Source organism: Microcystis wesenbergii FACHB-1317 (assembly GCF_014696875.1).
Lineage (GTDB): Bacteria > Cyanobacteriota > Cyanobacteriia > Cyanobacteriales > Microcystaceae > Microcystis > Microcystis wesenbergii_A.
The window spans coordinates 1-18,501 of sequence record NZ_JACJQV010000217.1 but is presented as its reverse complement, the minus strand read 5'-3'; the positions used below and the strand labels follow the sequence as shown (position 1 = coordinate 18,501).

Below are 18,501 nucleotides of genomic sequence, written 5' to 3'. Positions count from 1 at the left end.
ATTGTTCCCAGTATTATTACTACTAATACTATCCATAAAGGGTGTCTTTTTCCTTGATCTTTCCGAAAGTCCTTGACTTGTTTCAGTTTTTCTATTAAGCTCAACATATGTTTCAAAAGTTCGCGTTCACTTCTCATTTTACCTGACAGTGATCGCTTTTACTTTTGATATTCTGATGGGAGAATGAAACAGCCCTAGGGTTGGGGGGGCCACACCCTGTCCCCACGAAAAACTTTTTCAGCAGACCCTACTTAAGAGAGTCAGCTAATCTTGATCGACTAATTCTAAGCAATCATCAATCAAAGCTGGCCGATAACTTTGAACAACCATCGGTAAAAAAGCCCCTCTTAAACCCTTTTTTATTCTCTCGGCCGTTTGATCAAAAACCACAAATAAAGGATGAATTTTTTCTGCACCTTCACTAAACATATGTTGTTCTCTGGGGGGCATTAACCATTCATATTCTTTATCTAAACAGATTTGGGTTTCGCGCCAGCGTTTCAACAAATCAGAGAAATCTTCCCCCGGACGATGGATAAAAATCAGGATTTCTGAACCTAATTTAATTTTCCATTCCGGATCACACATCAGAATAGCCAAATCACAGGCTAATTGTACCGTCTTTCTAGATTCAAGGCCAGAAGATGGACGAATTCTGACCAAGGGCAAGGGAATAGTAATTAAACTCTCTTCAGGACGACGCAGACTAGGAATTAACTCTAAATAGGGGCGATATTGTCGCAATAATTCGATCGCCCCCTCACGACAGCTGTATTCCGCTAATAAAGTTTCGTAAGACACAGATTCACCTAATCAAGTAAAAGGAGATGAAAATTAAAATCTGGCTGATTTCAAGCTACTGGCAATAGTCACTGATGACCGATCACTGATCCCTGATCAACTTATCCCAAGGCCTCGAAGATTTTAAACATGGGCAGGTACATAGACAGAAGAATAGTTCCCACCATCCCAGCAATACCAACCATCATCAAGGGTTCAATGATACTGGTTAAAGCTTTAACGGCCTGTTCCACCTCATCTTCGTAGAAATCCGCCACTTTCATCATCATGGCATCTAATTCTCCCGTTTCCTCACCAATACTAATCATTTGAATTGCCAAAGCTGGGAAAACATTGGCTTTTTGTAGGGCCAAACTCATCATTCCCCCCTGCTGAATTTCCGCCTTGGCACCAGAGATCGCATTGGCAATTACCTGATTACCCACCGTATTACCAACGATATCGAGGGAACTCAAAATCGGGACACCAGAACGCGTCAGAGTCCCAAAAACCCGGCAAAATCTAGCCACAGCCGACTTTTCATTCAAATCACCAAAAAGAGGCATTTTAAGGAAAAAATGGTCAATTTGCAGACGACCCATCGGGGTTTTGTAATAGCGACGCAGTAAAAAAACCGTGGCAGCAATGGTAACAATCGGAATTAAAATCAACCAACTACGCATCACACCACTTAAATAGAGCATAAATTGCGTTAAAGCTGGTAGTTCCACCTTTAAATCGGTGAAAATTTTCGCAAACACGGGAATTAAAAAGATGGTCATCCCGAAAAACACAATTACCGCCAAAATTCCCACCGTAACTGGATAGGTCATCGCTGATTTAATCTGGTTTTTCAAGCGGGCCATGTCTTCCAAAAGTTTCGAGAGACGGTTGAGCACTTCATCGAGTACCCCCCCCGTCTCTCCAGCTTCGATCATACTCACATAAAGTTGATCAAAACATTCGGGATGTTTGGCCATCGCTTCCGATAACGGACTCCCTTGCTGTACCTCAGTACTAATCGCTTGTAGTGCTTTTCTCATCTTGGGATTACCGCATTGATCCCCCAAAACTCCCAAACATCTCACAATCCCCACACCAGCATTAATCATCACCGAAAATTGACGGGAAAAAACCGCTTTATCTTTGATGGAAATGCTGGCAAATATCAACTCTAAACCGGAAAGATCGAGCTCTACTCCCGCTTTTTTGACTTTACCGACGGTAGCATATTTCGCCTTCAGCATCGTCCGGGCTTGATCGGGAGACATGGCCTCAATTTTCTCTTGGAAAACTTTTCCAGATCTGTTTTTAACTTGTGCGACAAAAGTAGGCATAGGACAAATCAATTATCAGTTATCAATTATCAGTTATCAGTTATCAGTTATCAGATTGGAGTTTTAAGTGGGTAGATAGTGTTAAGTGAAAACTTCGGTACTTTCTTTTCACTGGTTACTGTTCACTGATAACTGATAGGGGCTGACGAACGCTTAAAGGTTACTATTTGTTATTAGAGCCGGGCTTTAGTTTTAACATTAGCGCTCGCCCCAGCGACAAGACGTTGTAATTCATCGGGTTTACCACTTTTAGAAATTGCTTCTTCAAAGGAGACAACACCGCTAACAACTAAATTAGCTAATCCCTGTTCCATGGTTTGCATTCCTAACTTCATTCCCGTTTGAATTGCTGAGTAGACTTGGGGGGCTTTTCCTTCGCGAATTAGGTTAGCGATCGCTGGAGTTACCACCATGATTTCCTGTACCATTGCTCGAGCAAATTCCCCCGGTTTAGGATTTTTTTTCTTGACTAGGTTTTGACTAAAAACTGCTAGTAGAGAATTGGATAACATGGCGCGAATTTGTGCCTGTTGGTTAGCAGGAAAAACGTCAATAATCCGATCCACTGTTCCCGCTGCCGAGTTAGTGTGTAGGGTTCCGAAGACTAAGTGACCGGTTTCCGCCGCCGTGATTGCCAAACTAATTGTTTCTAAATCCCGCATTTCTCCCACAAGGATAATATCAGGATCTTCCCGTAAAGCTGATTTTAATGCGTTAGCAAAACTCTTGGTATCTTCTCCTTTTTGTCTTTGGTGAAACAGGCTTTTTATATTAGAAAAAACGTATTCAATTGGGTCTTCTACCGTTAAAATATGCTCGGAACGAGTCCGATTAATTAAGTCTAAAATTGCCGCTAAAGTGGTAGTTTTCCCTGAACCTGTTTGGCCGGTTACGAGAATTAATCCCCTCGGTCTTTCCGATAACTCCCGGACTACTTCTGGTAAATTTAATTGTTCAAAGTTAGGAATTTTAGAGGACAAAGCCCGTAAACAAGCTGCATAAGCACCCCTTTCTTTATAAACATTGACCCTAAATCTTGCTAATCCTTTCACCCCGTATGAACAGTCTAATTCCCAATTCTGCTCTAACTCTTTTCTTTGAGTATTATTGAGCATACTAAAAATCAATCTCTGACAATCTTGCGGGGTTAAAGATTCTTCATTAATCGGGGACAGTTTGCCACTAATGCGAAAATAGACCGGTGCCCCAGACTGAATGTGCATATCGGAACCGCCCATCTCGACCAATTGTTGCATTAAATCTTCGATCATTTCCATGGCTTAAACTCCATCTCTAAGGTAAAATCATTGAACAGTAAACAGTAACCAGTAATCAGTAAAAAGACATTAGGAAATTGCTATTTAAGACTACTCACTTAATACTCCTTACTTAAAACTCAAATCTTATAACTGATAACCGATAACTGATAACTGATACCTGAAAAACTGTCTTAATCACTAAATCGTGGTGTCATACAATAGGGACAATCGAGCCATTCTGGTTGTAGTTCGGCGCGACAACCACGACAGATTAAACCGCTTTTCCGTTTGGCTTTTAATTCCGCTTCCAGACCAGAATCGGTAAATGTCACCCGTTCCACTTCTGCCAGGGTGGTGTAACCCTCTCGCACCAGATTTAAACTGTAAGCTAGGAGTGTCACCATGCCCTCATCGACGGCCGCCTCCTTAATGCGATCGGTGCTTGCCCCTTGGTTAATTAACTGCTGCAGTCGTTCACTATTTTGCATTACCTCATAGACACCGACGCGACCTTTATAACCGCTGCCACCACATTTGGTACAAAGATTACCTTGATCTCGCGCCTGTTGAATTTCCTCTATGGTTAGGGTATTAGCCTTATAAAAGGTCACTTCCCGTTCATTGGCAGCGGCAAGACCAAAACGGGCTAATTCCTCTTGGGTGGGGTGATAGGCGACTCGACACTCGGTACAGACGCGCCGCACCAGACGCTGGGCCAAGACTCCCAACAGAGAACCGGAAATCATAAACGGTTCAACCCCCATTTCATCGAGGCGAGCGATCGCACCGGCGGCATCGTTAGTGTGTAGGGTAGTTAAGACCAAGTGACCAGTTAAGGCCGCCTCGATCGCTGTTTTGGCCGTCTCCTTGTCCCTAGTTTCTCCCACCAGAATCACATCCGGGTCTTGTCGCATGAAGGCCCGGAGAATCGAGGCGAAATCCATGCCTTTTTCGCGAATTACCTGTACCTGGGTGATGCCTGGTAGAGAATATTCGATCGGGTCTTCGGCGGTACTAATATTAACTCCAGGGTGATTTCTTTCGGCTAAAACCGAGTATAAACTGGTGGATTTCCCCGAACCGGTCGGACCTGTCACCAGCAACAGACCAAAGGGACGACTGGCCAATTCCCGGACAATTGCCAGGGTATTTTGATCGGTGATCAGTTTATCTAAACCCAACTGGGTAGCTGAGTTATCGAGAATCCGCAAACAGACTTTTTCGCCGTAGCGACTGGGCAGGGTATTAACCCGAAAATCCACTTTCCGCCCTTGATACATCCGCCGAATTTTACCATCTTGGGGAAGACGACGTTCGGCGATATCGAGATCGGCCATGATTTTCAAACGGGCTGTCACCGACGGGGTAATTTTTTTCGGCAGCGGCTCAAAAGCTTGATAAAGAACTCCATCTTTGCGAAAGCGAATTTTCAGGAATTCTTCTTGGGGTTCGATGTGAATATCGGAAGTGCCTTCCTGCAGGGCCTTAGCCATAATTTTATTGACCAGGTTGATGACGGGGGCTTGATTAGCGTCCCCCACCCCGAGATCATCGGCCACTTCATCGTTAGGGCCATTGCTGATCACATCGATAGTGCCGACAATGTCGGTGATATCCGAGAGTTTTTCCAGTTCTTTTTCTTTTTCGAGTCGGGCTTTTTCCTGTTCTAGTTGCGATTGGGCCCGGTGGAATTTTTCCAGTAATCTTTCATAGTCCTCGCTGGTAATCACTAAACGCTGTATACCTAACTCCTTGGGGCGGAGAATACGATTAATATCGTCGCTAGCCTCTAGGTTGTCGGGATCGACCATGGCTATCAAAATCGCAGCCGGCTCCCCTTTGAGCCGTTCCAGGGGGATGAGACGATAGCGGCGACAAAGATCGATCGGAATCAAAGAATCGATCAACCGGGCTATTTCCAGTCCATCTACATCGCTCAACTCGGCGTCGATCGATTCGACTCCGTAGAGAATTTTTAATTCAAACAACTGGTTTTTCTTATGCTGTCGCTGCAAATCCGGGGGCAAAGGGCGCCCGGTTAGTTGTTGTAATATTTCTACTAGCGATCGTCCCGATTTCCGTGTTTCCACTAGGGCCTGTTGCATTTGCTCGGCACCGATATAGCCCGACTGCACCAACTTATTACCAAAGGGGGAAAGGTAATTGGGCAGGGCAACGGCACGAGTTTTCTTGGAAGAAAATGTCATAGACTATTCTTAACCTCTCCACTACCCTTGATTATCCCCAATTTTCTCAGTAAAATTACATCCTAGCCAAAATTTTTCTAGATCACTGACAACCTATTGGGGTCGCTTATATATGGTTGGCTGAATAATGGTAAAACCCTTTGAAAATAAGGCTTTTGACCGGTTAAAATCCGATGTTCATGCTGCGAAAATCGGATTGGGACTCTCAAAAACCTGGCATTCTCCTTTTTTTTAGTACATAAATTAGTACGAAAAGAGAGGGCAACGGGGAGCATCTCATTTAGGCAAGTGAGTAATTATACTTGTCGCTAAAACTGGCTTCTAGCAAGGCTTTCAAAATAGCTTGACATAAAACTTAATTTAGGAGTTACAAAGGTGAGATGCTCCCTTCAGAACTGGGCCTGCGACTTTCCTCTCACAAGGCTCCTAGCTTGACAGATAGGGCTGGCTGAATAAATCTAAAAACCTTGTTGGATAAGACTTTTAGACTTTTTGTCCATCAAAAAGTGCCAGCCATAAACCCTACTTAATTTCTACTGGTTCTAAATTATCAGCAGCAGTAAAACCAAAGAGACGGGAATAAAAATAAAATTCGGCATCTAATGCTCGTTTGATCGATTCAGCTTGACGAAATCCGTGTTGTTCTCCCGCAAAGGTAAGATAAGCAACGGCTAAACCTTTCGCTTTTAAAGCTTCTACCATCATTTCCGCTTGATTGGGTGGAACCACTCGATCTTCTAAACCTTGGAAAAAGATCACCGGACAGGATAACTGATCGGTAAAATGAATAGGCGATCGCTGATAGTAAATTTCCTTTTCTTCAGGATAACGTCCCACCAATTTATCTAAATATCTCGACTCGAATTTATGGGTATCGGTGGCTAAAACCTCTAAATCACTAACTCCGTAATAACTAGCTCCTGCTTTAAAAGTATCATGAAAAGTTAAGGCCGCTAAAGTTGTATAACCTCCGGCGCTGCCTCCAGAAATTGCCAATCTTTCCCCATCAACTAATCCCTGATTAACCAAATATTTTGCCCCGTTGATGCAGTCTTCCACATCGACAATTCCCCAATTTCCCAGCAAACGCTGACGATATTGACGACCATAACCCGTACTACCGCCATAATTGACATCTAGATAGCCAAAGCCGCGACTGGTCCAGTATTGCACCCGCAGACTTAAACTAGAGGTGGCGGCAGCCGTCGGTCCGCCGTGACTTTTGACTAAAAGGGGCGGTAATTCGCCATTGGGGGCGGTATAATCGGGGTTTTTGGGGGGATAATACCAAGCAGATGCAGTTAGTCCCTGACTGGTGGGAAAAGCGAGCATTTCCGGAATCGAGAAATAATCGCTAGAAATAGTTAAATTACTGGAAGATTTGAGAATTTCTCTCGTTCCTGTGGCTAAATTCATTGAGATAACTGCTGTTACTTCCCTGAAAGAACCGCCAATAAAAACTATTTTGTTCTCCCTAACTTGTAGGGAAGAAATGTCAGTGTCAGCAGTGATAATTTCTCGGAATTCTCGATTAACAGTATCGATACTTCCTAAATACCAACGGCCATCTTTTGTATAGCTACAAATAATCTGTGATTCGCTGGCGAAACCGTAGTTAGATAAACCAAAAACCCAATGAGGATAGGCAAATTCAGCCTTGATCGGTTCGAGAACAGGTTGGATTTGTTCATCGTGGTTAAAGCAATAAAAGTTCCAGAAATCATTGCAATCACTGGTAAAATATAACTGTTCATCGGCGGACCAGCGCGGTTCACACACCGACTCATTTTCACCGCCAGCAATGACCCGAATATTAGTCAAATAAAGATTATTAATATCCGCCACCCAGAGAAAAGAACTATCCCAGGGCATATTAGGATGATTCCAACTAATCCAAGCTAATCGAGAACCATCGGCACTTAAGCGAGGAGAGGTATAAAAATCATCGCCAGATACTAAAGTTTTTATTTCTCCTGTATCCACATCGATGCTGACAATACTATTAACCGGTTCTCGATCTTTTTGGCTATGATCTTCACAAACACAGATTAAACGATTGCCAAACTTATCGAGAATTAAATCCGCATAACGACAGGAATTTTCTGGGGTCAGAGGTTGGGGTAAACTCTCAGCAGTTTGGCGATAAATTCTTTGGTCAGCAAAATTACAAAAATAGATAATTCCGGCAACAATTAGATAGGAACCTCCCCCGTATTCATGGACACGAGTTCGCACATTAAAAGGTGCTGGGGTGATTTCTGTGGTTGTGCCGTCGGGGTTTAATTTAACTAAAACATTTCGCCCCTTTTCCTGTGGTCTGCCTTCTAACCAATAAATATCTTCTCCATCTAGAGTTACACCGCCAAGACTAATCGATGCTGCCACAATTAGATCGGAGGTAATCGGTGATTTCCAGGAACCGTAAGCTGATATTTGATGAGACATTTTCGACTAAAGCAGTGATCTTAATGGTGAACTAACTTGATCAGGAACGCTGATAAATTAAGAGAATTCCGAGTAAACAGGACAAGGTAGGGATTGGTTGCATCCCTACCTAACTCTCTGTTTTTCTGCAATCGGAGCGGCGGGATTCGAACCCACGACCCCTACTACCCCAAAGTAGTGCGCTACCAAGCTGCGCTACGCCCCGATATTGAACCTTAACCATCATAGCGATAATCGCGGCATTTGGCAAGCTTTTTTTTTCTTCCTTTCTCCCCCATCCCCGGAATTAGCGGCCAGCTATCTAGCTAATTGGGGAATACGTCCTTTTAGTCCCGTCATTAATTGCAGGGCAAACAATTTCAACGGGGGAAAACCGCGCATCATTGCCAATCCGAGACGACGGATGACAACGATAGGCGGCCAGTTATTGGAGAACAGGCGATCTAGAAAATCCGTGAAGCCTAAAATCGCTAAATTCTCGGTTCTACGCCATTTTTCGTAGGATTTTAGGGTAGAAAGCGCTCCTATATCCTCTTGCTTTTCCGCTGCTTCCTTTAATACCTGCGCTAAAGCGGCCGCGTCGCGAATGCCTAAATTTAAACCTTGACCACCGACGGGATGACAACAGTGAGCGGCATCACCAATTAAAGCCAGTCGGGGTTTAACATAAGTATCACTCTGCATTAACTGTACGGGAAAGAGAGCGCGGGGGCTAACTAATTCGAGTTTTCCCAGTAATCCCCCCGTATATGCCTCTAATTTCTTGATAAATTCCGCTTCGGGCATTTCTTGCAGTTTTTTCGCTTCCCCATGGGGATTTGTCCAAACGATCTGACAGCGATTACCCTGGAGCGGTAAAATGCCCATCGGACCGGTGGGCCAAAATCTTTCAAAGGCGGTATCGTTGCGATCGAGTTGATGTTTAATGGTGAAAGCGACACAGGATTGCCAATATTTCCAACCTTTGGTTTGAATTTGCGCCCCTTGCCGGATAGCGGATCTGGCCCCATCGGCCCCGATAACTAATTTTGCGGTGATTTTTCGGGTTTGACCAGCTTTTTCCAGGGTGACAGTGGCTGTTTCTGCTCCGTACTCCACTTCTAACACTTTGGCAGGGGATAACCAGTCAATGCGATCGCAATCTTGGCTGGCATTGTGCAGGGCGGTTAAAATCACTTGATGTTCGCCCACATAGCCCAAATACTCGGTTTTTAGCTCATCGACCACAAAGGGGACAAAAATCGGAAAATCGGCATCAGAAAGGCGAATATGACGAAATTTACCGATACTGGGTGAGATTTTATCCCAGATACCCAAGCCTGTAAAAATCCGGCTGGACATCAGCGAGAGGGCATAAGCTTGACGACGGCAGGCGGCCACCTCTAGGGGACGTTCCTCGATCATAGCGATATTTAATCCTGTATTTTTTAAGGCCACCGCTAGGGTGGTTCCGACTATACCGCCCCCGACAATGATTAAATCGTAGCTGTCCCGTCTTAACATATAAATATTTTTCTCGAAGATCATCAGTGACTACACTGATCTATTCTGACACGATTTTCGGGGTTGCTGTCGGGTTTGATTGTCTTCACCTCACCTAGCCATTGATAGTCTCATCAGATGCGAATGCGTCAAGGCTTTTTTGAGTCCAATTATCCAGAGCAGTATTGATAGAGTTAAGAACTCCCATTGTTTCGAGCATATTCCCCTTCAACTTTTCTTGAAGTTCGCTAAAAATACTGGTTTGGACATTGAATAGATCATCTACTTTTTGAGCGCCCTTTAATATCTCTAGATACTTGGCTGTAGTTTCTAGATACAGGCTCATCAATTCTGCTTGCTTTAGTCCGATATTGGTCATCGAACTGACATAAATTTCACCCAAGTCCTTAAAAGACTCAGAGGTTGCCTGTAAATTCACCAGCTTCAGTTGGCTTTGAAATAGTTCATTAATACTATCAGTATAAACTTCCCCCAATTCTTTGGTCAAGCTTAGATAACCCTTGCTTAGTTCAGCGAAGGCGCTGGGGTTAACAAAACTTGTTAACATGGCATCCATCGCGTTCACATTAGTGGCCGTAATATTCTTGAAGGACTCTATTGCCAATTTGTTCGAGTCAATCCACTGTTTAACTAGCTCGTTTTGCATGGTAGTTTCCTCGTAAACTGCTTAATGTATTTCTCTGTCTGTGCCAGCAAAAAGATTGAATTATTGAGGGCGCGGTTCGGCCAACCGTTCTAACATAGCGACAATTGCCCTCATCTGGGGAGACTCTCTAGTATAAAAGACAGGATTATCTGGAGTGGCACTAGAATATCCCCAAAAATCCCAGCATCCCTGGGGATTGTAAGGGATTAATGCTGACGGTTCAACCTGGGGATATAAGACAATTATCCTGTTGGTATCAGCTATTTCATTGTAACCGGTTTTAGTGTAGTAAGTATCATCAATTTCCGTTGCCCCCTGTTTGCAACCATGAATAGCTACATGAACTTTGCAGCTTTCTTTTTTACAGGCTTCAGGTACATAAACATAAGCCTCCCGACTCATACTCGTCTTTTTACCGTCAATAAACTCGTTCTGGTCAAACCGAATAATCTGGCCACTTAATCTATTAGAATCAACTGCTGGATTCAACTTGCCATAAATATGCCCTAAAATCCGATGGGATTGCATGAAATCGCAGTCGTTTATAAAGGGTGACTTAGTATCTGAACATGACACCCTAGACTCCTCGACAATTATGGCATGACCGGCATTGATATTCTTTTCGTATTTAATATTTTCTGAGGGCAAGCCGGCAGCTTGATAAAAATCTTCTACTTTGTCAACGACGACAGTTGTAACTACGCGATCACTTGAACCACTGAATAGATAGACTCGATCATCTTTTAAGTTGTTGAGATCGGCAATTTTGTTAGCCTTGGCCAGTTCTTGAGCTTTTTTAAATAATCTTTTCCCATCTGGTCCTACTGACTCAGTCAGAGGATTCATGCAAGTTGATGTCGCTTGCTCGAGAAATTGCTCTGGGTCCGTCTCGTAAGAACCTACACAATAAAAAGGACCGCCAGCAATAATACCTGCTCCTACCAGCCTATCTGAGTAGGCGACATGGAATTGAGCCGTCATGAAGGCCCCTGATGAAAGACCAGAAACAGATGTTTGGCTTAAATCTGCCTGATAACCAGATAGCTTGGGTGCTGCCTCGGCCAAGACCGCCCCATTGAAGCTAAAAATACTAAAAATCAAAACAGCCAATAGTTTTAATCCTGTCTTAATCATAAGACCTCTTGCAAAAATCGGAACCTATGATATTAAGATAAAGTAAAACAGATCGAAATTTAAAAACCCGCTCCCCACTTCCCACTTTGCTGTACTTTTTAAACAGGATTTGGTATAGCATATCCGGCTAATCTCTGGCAAGAGTGCCTCTCTTAACTAGGAAATCACCATGGAACTTGATCAACGAATAGCCGATTTTTATGACTCCTCTAGTGGACTGTGGGAAAGGATTTGGGGCGAACATATGCACCATGGTTACTACGGTCGGGGCGGCAAGATTAAACTCGATCGCCGTCAGGCACAAATTGATTTAATAGAAGAATTATTAACTTGGGGAAATGTCACCGGCGCTAATCAGATTCTTGATCTAGGTTGTGGTATTGGTGGCAGTAGTCTTTATCTGGCCGAAAAATTTCACAGCCAAGCGGTGGGTATTACCCTTTCCCCGGTACAAGCCGCTAGAGCCAGCCAAAGAGCGCAAGAGTTCAATTTAGAGGAACAAGTGAGTTTTTCTGTGGCTGATGCCCTAAAAACCCCCTTTCCTGAGAATAATTTTGATCTGGTCTGGTCTTTGGAAAGTGGCGAACATATGCCCGATAAAAGGCAATTTCTGCGGGAATGTTATCGGGTTTTGCAGCCCGGGGGGACTTTTTTGATGGCTACTTGGTGTCATCGTCCCACCACTTCCCTCGCCGGTAATTTAACGGAAGGGGAGATTAAACTATTAAACGAGATTTATCAGGTTTATTGTCTGCCCTATGTGATTTCTTTGCCAGAATACGCTGATATTGCCCGTGAAATTGGTTTTCAAGACCTAAAAACCGATGATTGGTCCCTATCGGTGGCCGCTTTTTGGGATGTGGTGATTGATTCGGCCTTAACCACAGATGCGATCGCTGGTTTGTTAGCAAGCGGTTACACTACTATCCGAGGGGCCTTATCTTTAGGGCTAATGCGGCGCGGTTACGAGTCGGGTTTAATTCGTTTTGGTTTACTGCAAGGGAAAAAATAATCAGCTTGACCATAATTAAAGTCCAGCGATCCTAGTCTAATTCCCCCCAGCAGCTGCAAAAGTTTTTTCCTTTCATTCTATCGGCCGAGTTTTTCTTTCGCCAATTCAGAATTGAATTGGCGGCCTCTATAGTTTTCGCAGTAGTCATCAATAAATTTAACTGTTGGTTGGGCTGGGCGTGGCTTAACCATAGACCACCTCTCGATTTCAGGCTATAGATATTAATTCTCCCTTCCCCAGACTCCCGGAATGATAAAGTTAGATAAGAAAATTAAAGACGGTGTGATCAAAGTGAAATTTTCTGCTAGTGCCTATTTTTCCCTGCTGCGCCATTGTGCCGTTCCTTTACTGTCGATCGCTACTTTTACGCCAATTCTCTTAACTTATTTAGCCAAGGAAAAACCAGAAACCCCGCAACCGCAAGCAAATCTAGAGACTGCTCCCTTCCCTTCCCCTATTATTCCATCTCCGATCGCACCCTTAATCGCGCCATCGCCGAAACTATCCCCCTCTCCCCAATCTTCTGCGACTCCAAAATCAGCACCCTCTCCCCAGTCTTCCCCCTCAGCGCCGAAAAAATTAGCAGCATCGGTTCATTCCCCCAATACTTCCCCCGCTGCTGCTGCCAAACCGGTAACTAGACAACCTTTAGCGGTTCCCGCTAATTATACGCCGCCGGTCCTAGAAATTCGCGTGGCGATCAAAAGGGATGTGGCCAGTGTTTTGATTGGAGTTAACGGGCCGGCGGTGATCACCGATCGCCAAGGTCGCGGTTTAAAAACGATTGCCACTAACGAGGGTTTAGCGGTCATTCCAGAGGCCAATGGCTTAAAAATGGGCGATTTATCGCTGCCAGAGGTGATTTTTGTGCAGCCCACCAGTGCCGATGGTTTAGTTTATGTGGATGATAGTTGGTATCGGGGCAAAGTGCTGCTGGTTGCTCAAGGCGATCGCTTGTTAGTGGTCAATCAGGTTAATTTAGAGGCCTATCTCTATAGTGTGGTGGGTAGTGAAATGCACTCCACCGCGCCAATGCACGCTTTAAAGGCACAGGCGATCGCCGCTCGTTCCTACGCCCTAGTACATATAATCCGCCCCGCTAATGCTTGGTTTCATCTGGGCAATAGCCAACGCTGGCAGGTATATAAGGGCATTCGATCGGAGTATCAATCGACTCACCAAGCGGTTAATGCCACTGCTGGGCAGATTCTCAGCTATAAAGGGGGTGTAGTCGAGTCTCTTTATGCCGCCACCGATGAAATTGTCGCTTGGGCCCACGGTGGTCGCGGTATGAGTCAAACTGGGGCTTATAAATTAGCGGAAAAAGGCCTAGATTATCAACAAATTCTCGGTAATTATTATCCCGGAGTTGGTTTAGCTCGTCTAGTGCTACAAAATTAGATTGATAGGCTTTCTCGATCGCTGGTGCTAGGCTGTTGACTATAGCAGGGAGAAATAGTTGAGCATTTGTACTAAAATTCCCAACAGCTTGCCGACCTGTTTCTTCTAGTTGATAACTGAAAACTCAAATCTGATCACTGATAACTGATCACTGATCACTGATCACTGAAATGCCGACCATAGCAGATTTCTAGTAACCGTATTACAATAAACTTTCAAAATGCTATAGCAGTAAATCTCTCTATGAATAGCCCTTTTCTTGACTACCTCAACGGCCCCAAGCATCCCGTCCTCGTCTTTGATGGGGCGATGGGAACTTCCCTACAAAGCCAAAATCTGACGGCCGAGGACTTTGGTGGGGCAGAATACGAAGGTTGTAACGAGTATCTTGTCCATACGAAACCTAGCGCCGTAGCCAAAGTCCACGAAGCCTTTTTAGCAGTGGGTGCGGATGTGATTGAAACCGACACCTTCGGGGGAACCTCGATAGTTTTAGCCGAGTACGATTTAGCCGACCAAGCCTATTATCTCAACAAAACCGCCGCCGAACTGGCCAAAGCTTGCGCTAATAAATACTCTACCCCCGAAAAACCCCGTTTTGTGGCGGGTTCCATGGGGCCGGGGACAAAACTGCCCACTTTGGGTCATATTGACTTTGATACCCTCAAAAATTCCTATGTGGAACAGGTAGAGGGTCTCTACGATGGCGGGGCAGATTTATTATTAGTAGAAACCTGTCAGGATGTCCTGCAAATTAAAGCGGCTTTAAATGCTATTGAAGAAGTATTTCAGAAAAAGGGTCAACGATTGCCCCTCATGGTTTCAGTGACGATGGAAACCATGGGAACGATGTTAGTAGGAACGGAAATTAACGCCGTTGTCTCTATTTTACAACCCTATAAAATTGATATTTTGGGACTTAACTGCGCCACTGGTCCCGATTTAATGAAACCCCATATTAAATATCTCTCGGAAAATTCCCCTTTTATTGTTTCTTGTATTCCTAACGCCGGTTTACCGGAAAATGTCGGCGGTCAAGCCCATTATCGCCTCACTCCCGTAGAATTAAAAATGGCTTTAATGCACTTTATCGAAGATTTGGGAGTACAAATTATCGGCGGTTGTTGTGGTACTCGTCCCGACCATATTCAAGCTTTAGCGGAACTAAGTCAGGGTTTAACTCCGAAATCTCGTCATTATCATTATGAACCCTCCGCCGCTTCTATTTATAGTACCCAACCCTATATTCAAGATAATTCTTTCCTTATTGTCGGGGAAAAATTAAACGCCAGTGGTTCTAAAAAATGTCGGGAACTTCTCAATGCTGAAGACTGGGATAGTTTAGTATCGATGGCGAAAGCGCAGGTAAAAGAAGGAGCGCATATTCTCGATGTCAACGTCGATTATGTCGGCCGGGATGGGGTGCGCGACATGCACCAATTAGCCTCTCGTTTAGTTAATAATGTCACCCTACCTTTAATGTTAGATTCCACCGAATGGGAAAAAATGGAAGCGGGGTTAAAAGTAGCGGGGGGTAAATGTATCCTCAACTCCACTAACTACGAAGACGGGGAATCGCGTTTTTATCAAGTCTTGGATTTAGCGAAAAAATACGGCGCTGGGGTAGTAATTGGAACCATTGATGAAGAAGGAATGGGACGCACTGCCGAGAAAAAATTCCAGATAGCTAAACGGGCCTATTATGGGGCGATAGAATACGGAATTCCTCCCTACGAAATCTTTTTTGATCCTCTAGCTTTACCGATTTCTACCGGTATCGAAGAAGACCGAGAAAATGGCAAGGCTACTATCGAAGCAATGCGCCGAATTCGCCAAGAACTGCCCGAATGTCACATTCTTTTAGGTGTGTCTAATATCTCTTTTGGGTTGAATCCGGCAGCGCGTCAGGTATTAAATTCCGTCTTCCTCCACGAAGCGATGCAGGTGGGGATGGATGGGGCAATCGTCAGCGCTAATAAGATTCTTCCTTTGGCAAAAATTGAACCAGAATATCAGCAAATTTGTCGGGATTTAATCTATGATAATCGTCGTTTTGATGGCGATATATGTGTTTATGATCCCCTGACCAAATTAACCGAATTATTTGCGGGGAAAACCACTAAAAAAGACCCCTCTAGTAATGCTAATTTACCCGTGGAGGAACGATTAAAACAGCATATTATTGATGGGGAAAGATTGGGACTGGAAGACGCTTTGAATCAAGCTTTACAGGACTATCCACCCCTAGATATTATTAATATTTTTCTCCTGGATGGGATGAAGGTAGTGGGTGAGTTATTTGGTTCGGGACAAATGCAGTTACCTTTTGTTCTCCAATCGGCCCAAACTATGAAAGCGGCCGTTGCTTTTTTAGAACCCTTTATGGAGAAAAAAGAGGGGGATAATAATGCCAAAGGGACTTTTATTATCGCAACAGTTAAAGGAGATGTTCACGATATTGGTAAAAATTTAGTTGATATTATCTTGACTAATAACGGCTATAAGGTGATTAATTTGGGCATTAAACAACCCGTAGAAAATATCATCGAAGCCTACAAAGAACATAAGGCCGATTGTATCGCTATGAGCGGTTTATTGGTGAAATCGACGGCTTTTATGAAGGAAAATCTAGAGGTTTTTAATGAAAAAGGAATCACCGTTCCCGTTATCCTTGGCGGGGCAGCTTTAACTCCCAAATTTGTCCATGATGACTGTCAAAAAACCTACAAGGGACAGGTTATCTATGGAAAAGATGCCTTCTCTGACCTGCATTTTATGGATAAATTAATGCCCGCTAAAGCTGGCGGTCAATGGGATGATAGTAAAGGCTTTTTAGCGGAGTTTGCCGAGGCAGAAAAAACCCCGGTTGTCGCCGAAGAATTAAAGGTTAATCCCGATACTATTTTTACCGATGGCAGCATCAACCAAGAATTAGTTATTGATAGCCGTCGTTCCGAAGCGGTGGCAGTTGATATTCCCCGACCAACACCGCCCTTCTGGGGTACTAAAATATTAACGGCAGCAGAAATTCCCATCGAGGAGGTTTTCTGGTATTTAGACCTACAAGCTTTATTTGTTGGTCAATGGCAATTCCGCAAACCACAAAGCCAATCGAAGCAAGAATACGACCAGTTTTTACAGGAAAAAGTTCATCCAATTCTAGCAGCATGGAAAGAGAAAATTGTCAAGGAAAATTTACTAAACCCCACATTAATTTATGGTTATTTTCCCTGTCAGTCGTCCGGTAATTCCCTGTTAATTTACGATCCCGAATCGATACAAGCGGGCGAAAAACCCGAAAATCTGCAACCGATCGCCATTTTTGAGTTTCCGCGCCAGAAATCCGGTCGTCGTCTCTGTATTGCTGACTTTTTCGCCCCGCAGGAATCCGGGATTATCGACGTTTTCCCGATGCAAGCGGTGACAGTGGGGGAAATCGCCACGGAATACGCTAAATCTCTCTTTGATGCCAACGAATATACCGAATACCTCTATTATCACGGCATGGCTGTCCAAACCGCCGAAGCCATGGCCGAATGGACTCACACCCGCATCCGTCGCGAGTTAGGTTTCGCCGAGTTCGATCCCGATAATATCCGCGATATACTACAACAGCGTTACCAGGGTTCTCGCTATAGTTTCGGCTATCCCGCTTGTCCCAATATTCAGGACCAATACAAGCAACTAGCTCTGTTAGGATGCGATCGCATTGGGATGTCTATGGACGAAAGCGAACAATTGTACCCAGAACAATCCACCACCGCCATTATCACCTATCACCCCACCGCTAAATACTTTAGTACCTAATCAGTTATCAGTGATCAGTAATCAGTTATCAGTTATCAGGTGTGAGTTTTTATCGGTAAAACCCCACACCCCACACCCTACACCCTACACCCCACACCCTACACCCTACACCTCACACCCTACACCCAGGAAAAACTTTTTGCCGCAAACCCTAATTAGGGCAGCCATTCCAGTAAAATTCCTAGGGAGCTATCTTTACGGGCGCGGGAATTTTGGGCTTGAATATCGGCAGCTAAACGTAAATTAGAGGTAATCGCATAACCAACCGAAAGAGTAGTCAATCCCACCTCGTTAGCACCCCCCGGTGAGATAAAACTCTGACTGACGGTGATATCTGCTGCCCCCGTGCGAGAAAGGGCTAATTTGAGCTTTAATCCTAAGTTAAGCCCATCGGTGCTGTAATTTCCTGTCTGAATGTAACGATAGCCCACCATGGGAGCCAGATTGACATAATCACCCAAAGGGAGGAGATAGTATTGTAAATTTGCTCCTATTGCCGTCCTTTTGCCGTTAAAAGCCGTCTGATAATCGCCGCTTAGGGTTAAACTGGTTTGACCGAAAAACACATCTTCTACCCCCAAAATCACGCCACTGGAATTATCGCTAGAAGGAAACTCTGCATATCCCAAGCGGATACGAGTGCGAAAACTGGGATCGCGGCGAATATCTTCGGCGATATCGGGTATTTTTTCTAACCAACGCTCTAAAACTGGGCTTTCTTGCCGAATTTTCGGGTCTAGGTCTAACTCCGTTTCTGCCCACACCGGACTAATCGCCCCCCATAATAAACCAAGAGCGATCGCATTTATAGAACAGCAAGAGAGCTTAAACATGATCTGCATTATACCCAAGGAGGCAGTCCCGATGCCAAAGTTGGCACCGCCAAGCATGAAAATATGATAGCCTCCAACTAAGGCTAAGACAAAAAGGTTGTTCCCTCAATAGAGCTTTATAGCCTGAGAGGCAGTCG

At 44.3% G+C, this 18,501-nt stretch carries 12 protein-coding genes and 1 tRNA gene; 3 read left to right on the top strand and 10 right to left on the bottom strand.

Annotated elements, in window-relative coordinates; translation table 11 throughout:
- Positions 1–264: 264 nt before the first annotated feature.
- The 9 genes from H6F92_RS23055 to H6F92_RS23015 all read right to left on the bottom strand — a co-directional run bounded on the left by H6F92_RS23055 (position 265) and on the right by H6F92_RS23015 (position 11,311).
- Entirely contained in the window at positions 265–801 is a 537-nt protein-coding gene (locus tag H6F92_RS23055; protein WP_190359645.1) for a hypothetical protein, read from the bottom strand.
- A gap of 101 nt (positions 802–902) precedes the next feature.
- The gene (locus tag H6F92_RS23050; RefSeq protein ID WP_190359644.1) at positions 903–2,117 is read right to left on the bottom strand and encodes a type II secretion system F family protein; all 1,215 of its coding nucleotides are present in this window, start codon (positions 2,115–2,117) and stop codon (positions 903–905) included.
- A gap of 173 nt (positions 2,118–2,290) precedes the next feature.
- The gene (locus H6F92_RS23045) at positions 2,291–3,394 is read right to left on the bottom strand and encodes a type IV pilus twitching motility protein PilT (protein WP_190359643.1); all 1,104 of its coding nucleotides are present in this window, start codon (positions 3,392–3,394) and stop codon (positions 2,291–2,293) included.
- Between the two features lie 173 nt (positions 3,395–3,567).
- A complete protein-coding gene (locus H6F92_RS23040; protein ID WP_190359642.1) occupies positions 3,568–5,583 on the bottom strand; it encodes a GspE/PulE family protein in 2,016 nt (671 codons plus the stop codon).
- A 522-nt stretch (positions 5,584–6,105) separates the two neighbouring features.
- Positions 6,106–8,028, bottom strand: a complete 1,923-nt coding sequence (locus H6F92_RS23035; protein ID WP_190359641.1) for a S9 family peptidase — start codon at positions 8,026–8,028, stop codon at positions 6,106–6,108.
- A gap of 131 nt (positions 8,029–8,159) precedes the next feature.
- Positions 8,160–8,233, bottom strand: a tRNA-Pro gene (locus H6F92_RS23030).
- Between the two features lie 92 nt (positions 8,234–8,325).
- Positions 8,326–9,531, bottom strand: a complete 1,206-nt coding sequence (locus tag H6F92_RS23025) for an FAD-dependent hydroxylase (protein ID WP_190359640.1) — start codon at positions 9,529–9,531, stop codon at positions 8,326–8,328.
- A gap of 94 nt (positions 9,532–9,625) precedes the next feature.
- Positions 9,626–10,177 (bottom strand): phasin family protein, encoded by a 552-nt coding sequence (locus tag H6F92_RS23020; RefSeq protein ID WP_190359639.1) that lies wholly within the window; start codon positions 10,175–10,177, stop codon positions 9,626–9,628.
- Positions 10,178–10,237: 60 nt separating this feature from the next.
- The gene (locus H6F92_RS23015) at positions 10,238–11,311 is read right to left on the bottom strand and encodes an extracellular catalytic domain type 2 short-chain-length polyhydroxyalkanoate depolymerase (RefSeq protein WP_190359638.1); all 1,074 of its coding nucleotides are present in this window, start codon (positions 11,309–11,311) and stop codon (positions 10,238–10,240) included.
- Between the two features lie 169 nt (positions 11,312–11,480).
- On the opposite strand from H6F92_RS23015, the gene H6F92_RS23010 reads away from it, so the two are divergent.
- The 3 genes from H6F92_RS23010 (at position 11,481) to metH (ending at position 17,531) form a co-directional block, all read left to right on the top strand.
- Positions 11,481–12,323 carry a methyltransferase domain-containing protein gene (locus H6F92_RS23010; RefSeq protein WP_190359637.1) on the top strand — a complete coding sequence of 281 codons (843 nt, stop codon included), beginning with the start codon at positions 11,481–11,483 and terminating at the stop codon, positions 12,321–12,323.
- Between the two features lie 249 nt (positions 12,324–12,572).
- Positions 12,573–13,724: a SpoIID/LytB domain-containing protein gene (locus tag H6F92_RS23005; RefSeq protein WP_190359636.1), complete on the top strand. Its 1,152-nt coding sequence runs from the start codon at positions 12,573–12,575 to the stop codon at positions 13,722–13,724.
- 243 nt (positions 13,725–13,967) lie between these two features.
- Positions 13,968–17,531: a methionine synthase gene (gene metH, locus H6F92_RS23000; RefSeq protein ID WP_190359635.1), complete on the top strand. Its 3,564-nt coding sequence runs from the start codon at positions 13,968–13,970 to the stop codon at positions 17,529–17,531.
- Positions 17,532–17,686: 155 nt separating this feature from the next.
- On the opposite strand, the gene H6F92_RS22995 is transcribed toward metH, so the two are convergent.
- On the bottom strand, positions 17,687–18,373 hold the full coding sequence (locus H6F92_RS22995; RefSeq protein ID WP_190359646.1) for a hypothetical protein: 687 nt from the start codon (positions 18,371–18,373) through the stop codon (positions 17,687–17,689).
- Positions 18,374–18,501 lie beyond the last annotated feature (128 nt).

Excerpts from the sequence above, each read along its gene's own strand:
- H6F92_RS23050 (WP_190359644.1), bottom strand. The coding sequence starts at position 2,117 with ATGCCTACTTTTGTCGCACAAGTTAAAAACAGATCTGGAAAAGTTTTC.
- H6F92_RS23045 (WP_190359643.1), bottom strand. The coding sequence starts at position 3,394 with ATGGAAATGATCGAAGATTTAATGCAACAATTGGTCGAGATGGGCGGT.
- H6F92_RS23040 (WP_190359642.1), bottom strand. The coding sequence starts at position 5,583 with ATGACATTTTCTTCCAAGAAAACTCGTGCCGTTGCCCTGCCCAATTAC.
- H6F92_RS23035 (WP_190359641.1), bottom strand. The coding sequence starts at position 8,028 with ATGTCTCATCAAATATCAGCTTACGGTTCCTGGAAATCACCGATTACC.
- H6F92_RS23025 (WP_190359640.1), bottom strand. The coding sequence starts at position 9,531 with ATGTTAAGACGGGACAGCTACGATTTAATCATTGTCGGGGGCGGTATA.
- H6F92_RS23020 (WP_190359639.1), bottom strand. The coding sequence starts at position 10,177 with ATGCAAAACGAGCTAGTTAAACAGTGGATTGACTCGAACAAATTGGCA.
- H6F92_RS23015 (WP_190359638.1), bottom strand. The coding sequence starts at position 11,311 with ATGATTAAGACAGGATTAAAACTATTGGCTGTTTTGATTTTTAGTATT.
- H6F92_RS23010 (WP_190359637.1), top strand. The coding sequence starts at position 11,481 with ATGGAACTTGATCAACGAATAGCCGATTTTTATGACTCCTCTAGTGGA.
- H6F92_RS23005 (WP_190359636.1), top strand. The coding sequence starts at position 12,573 with ATGATAAAGTTAGATAAGAAAATTAAAGACGGTGTGATCAAAGTGAAA.
- metH (WP_190359635.1), top strand. The coding sequence starts at position 13,968 with ATGAATAGCCCTTTTCTTGACTACCTCAACGGCCCCAAGCATCCCGTC.
- H6F92_RS22995 (WP_190359646.1), bottom strand. The coding sequence starts at position 18,373 with ATGCAGATCATGTTTAAGCTCTCTTGCTGTTCTATAAATGCGATCGCT.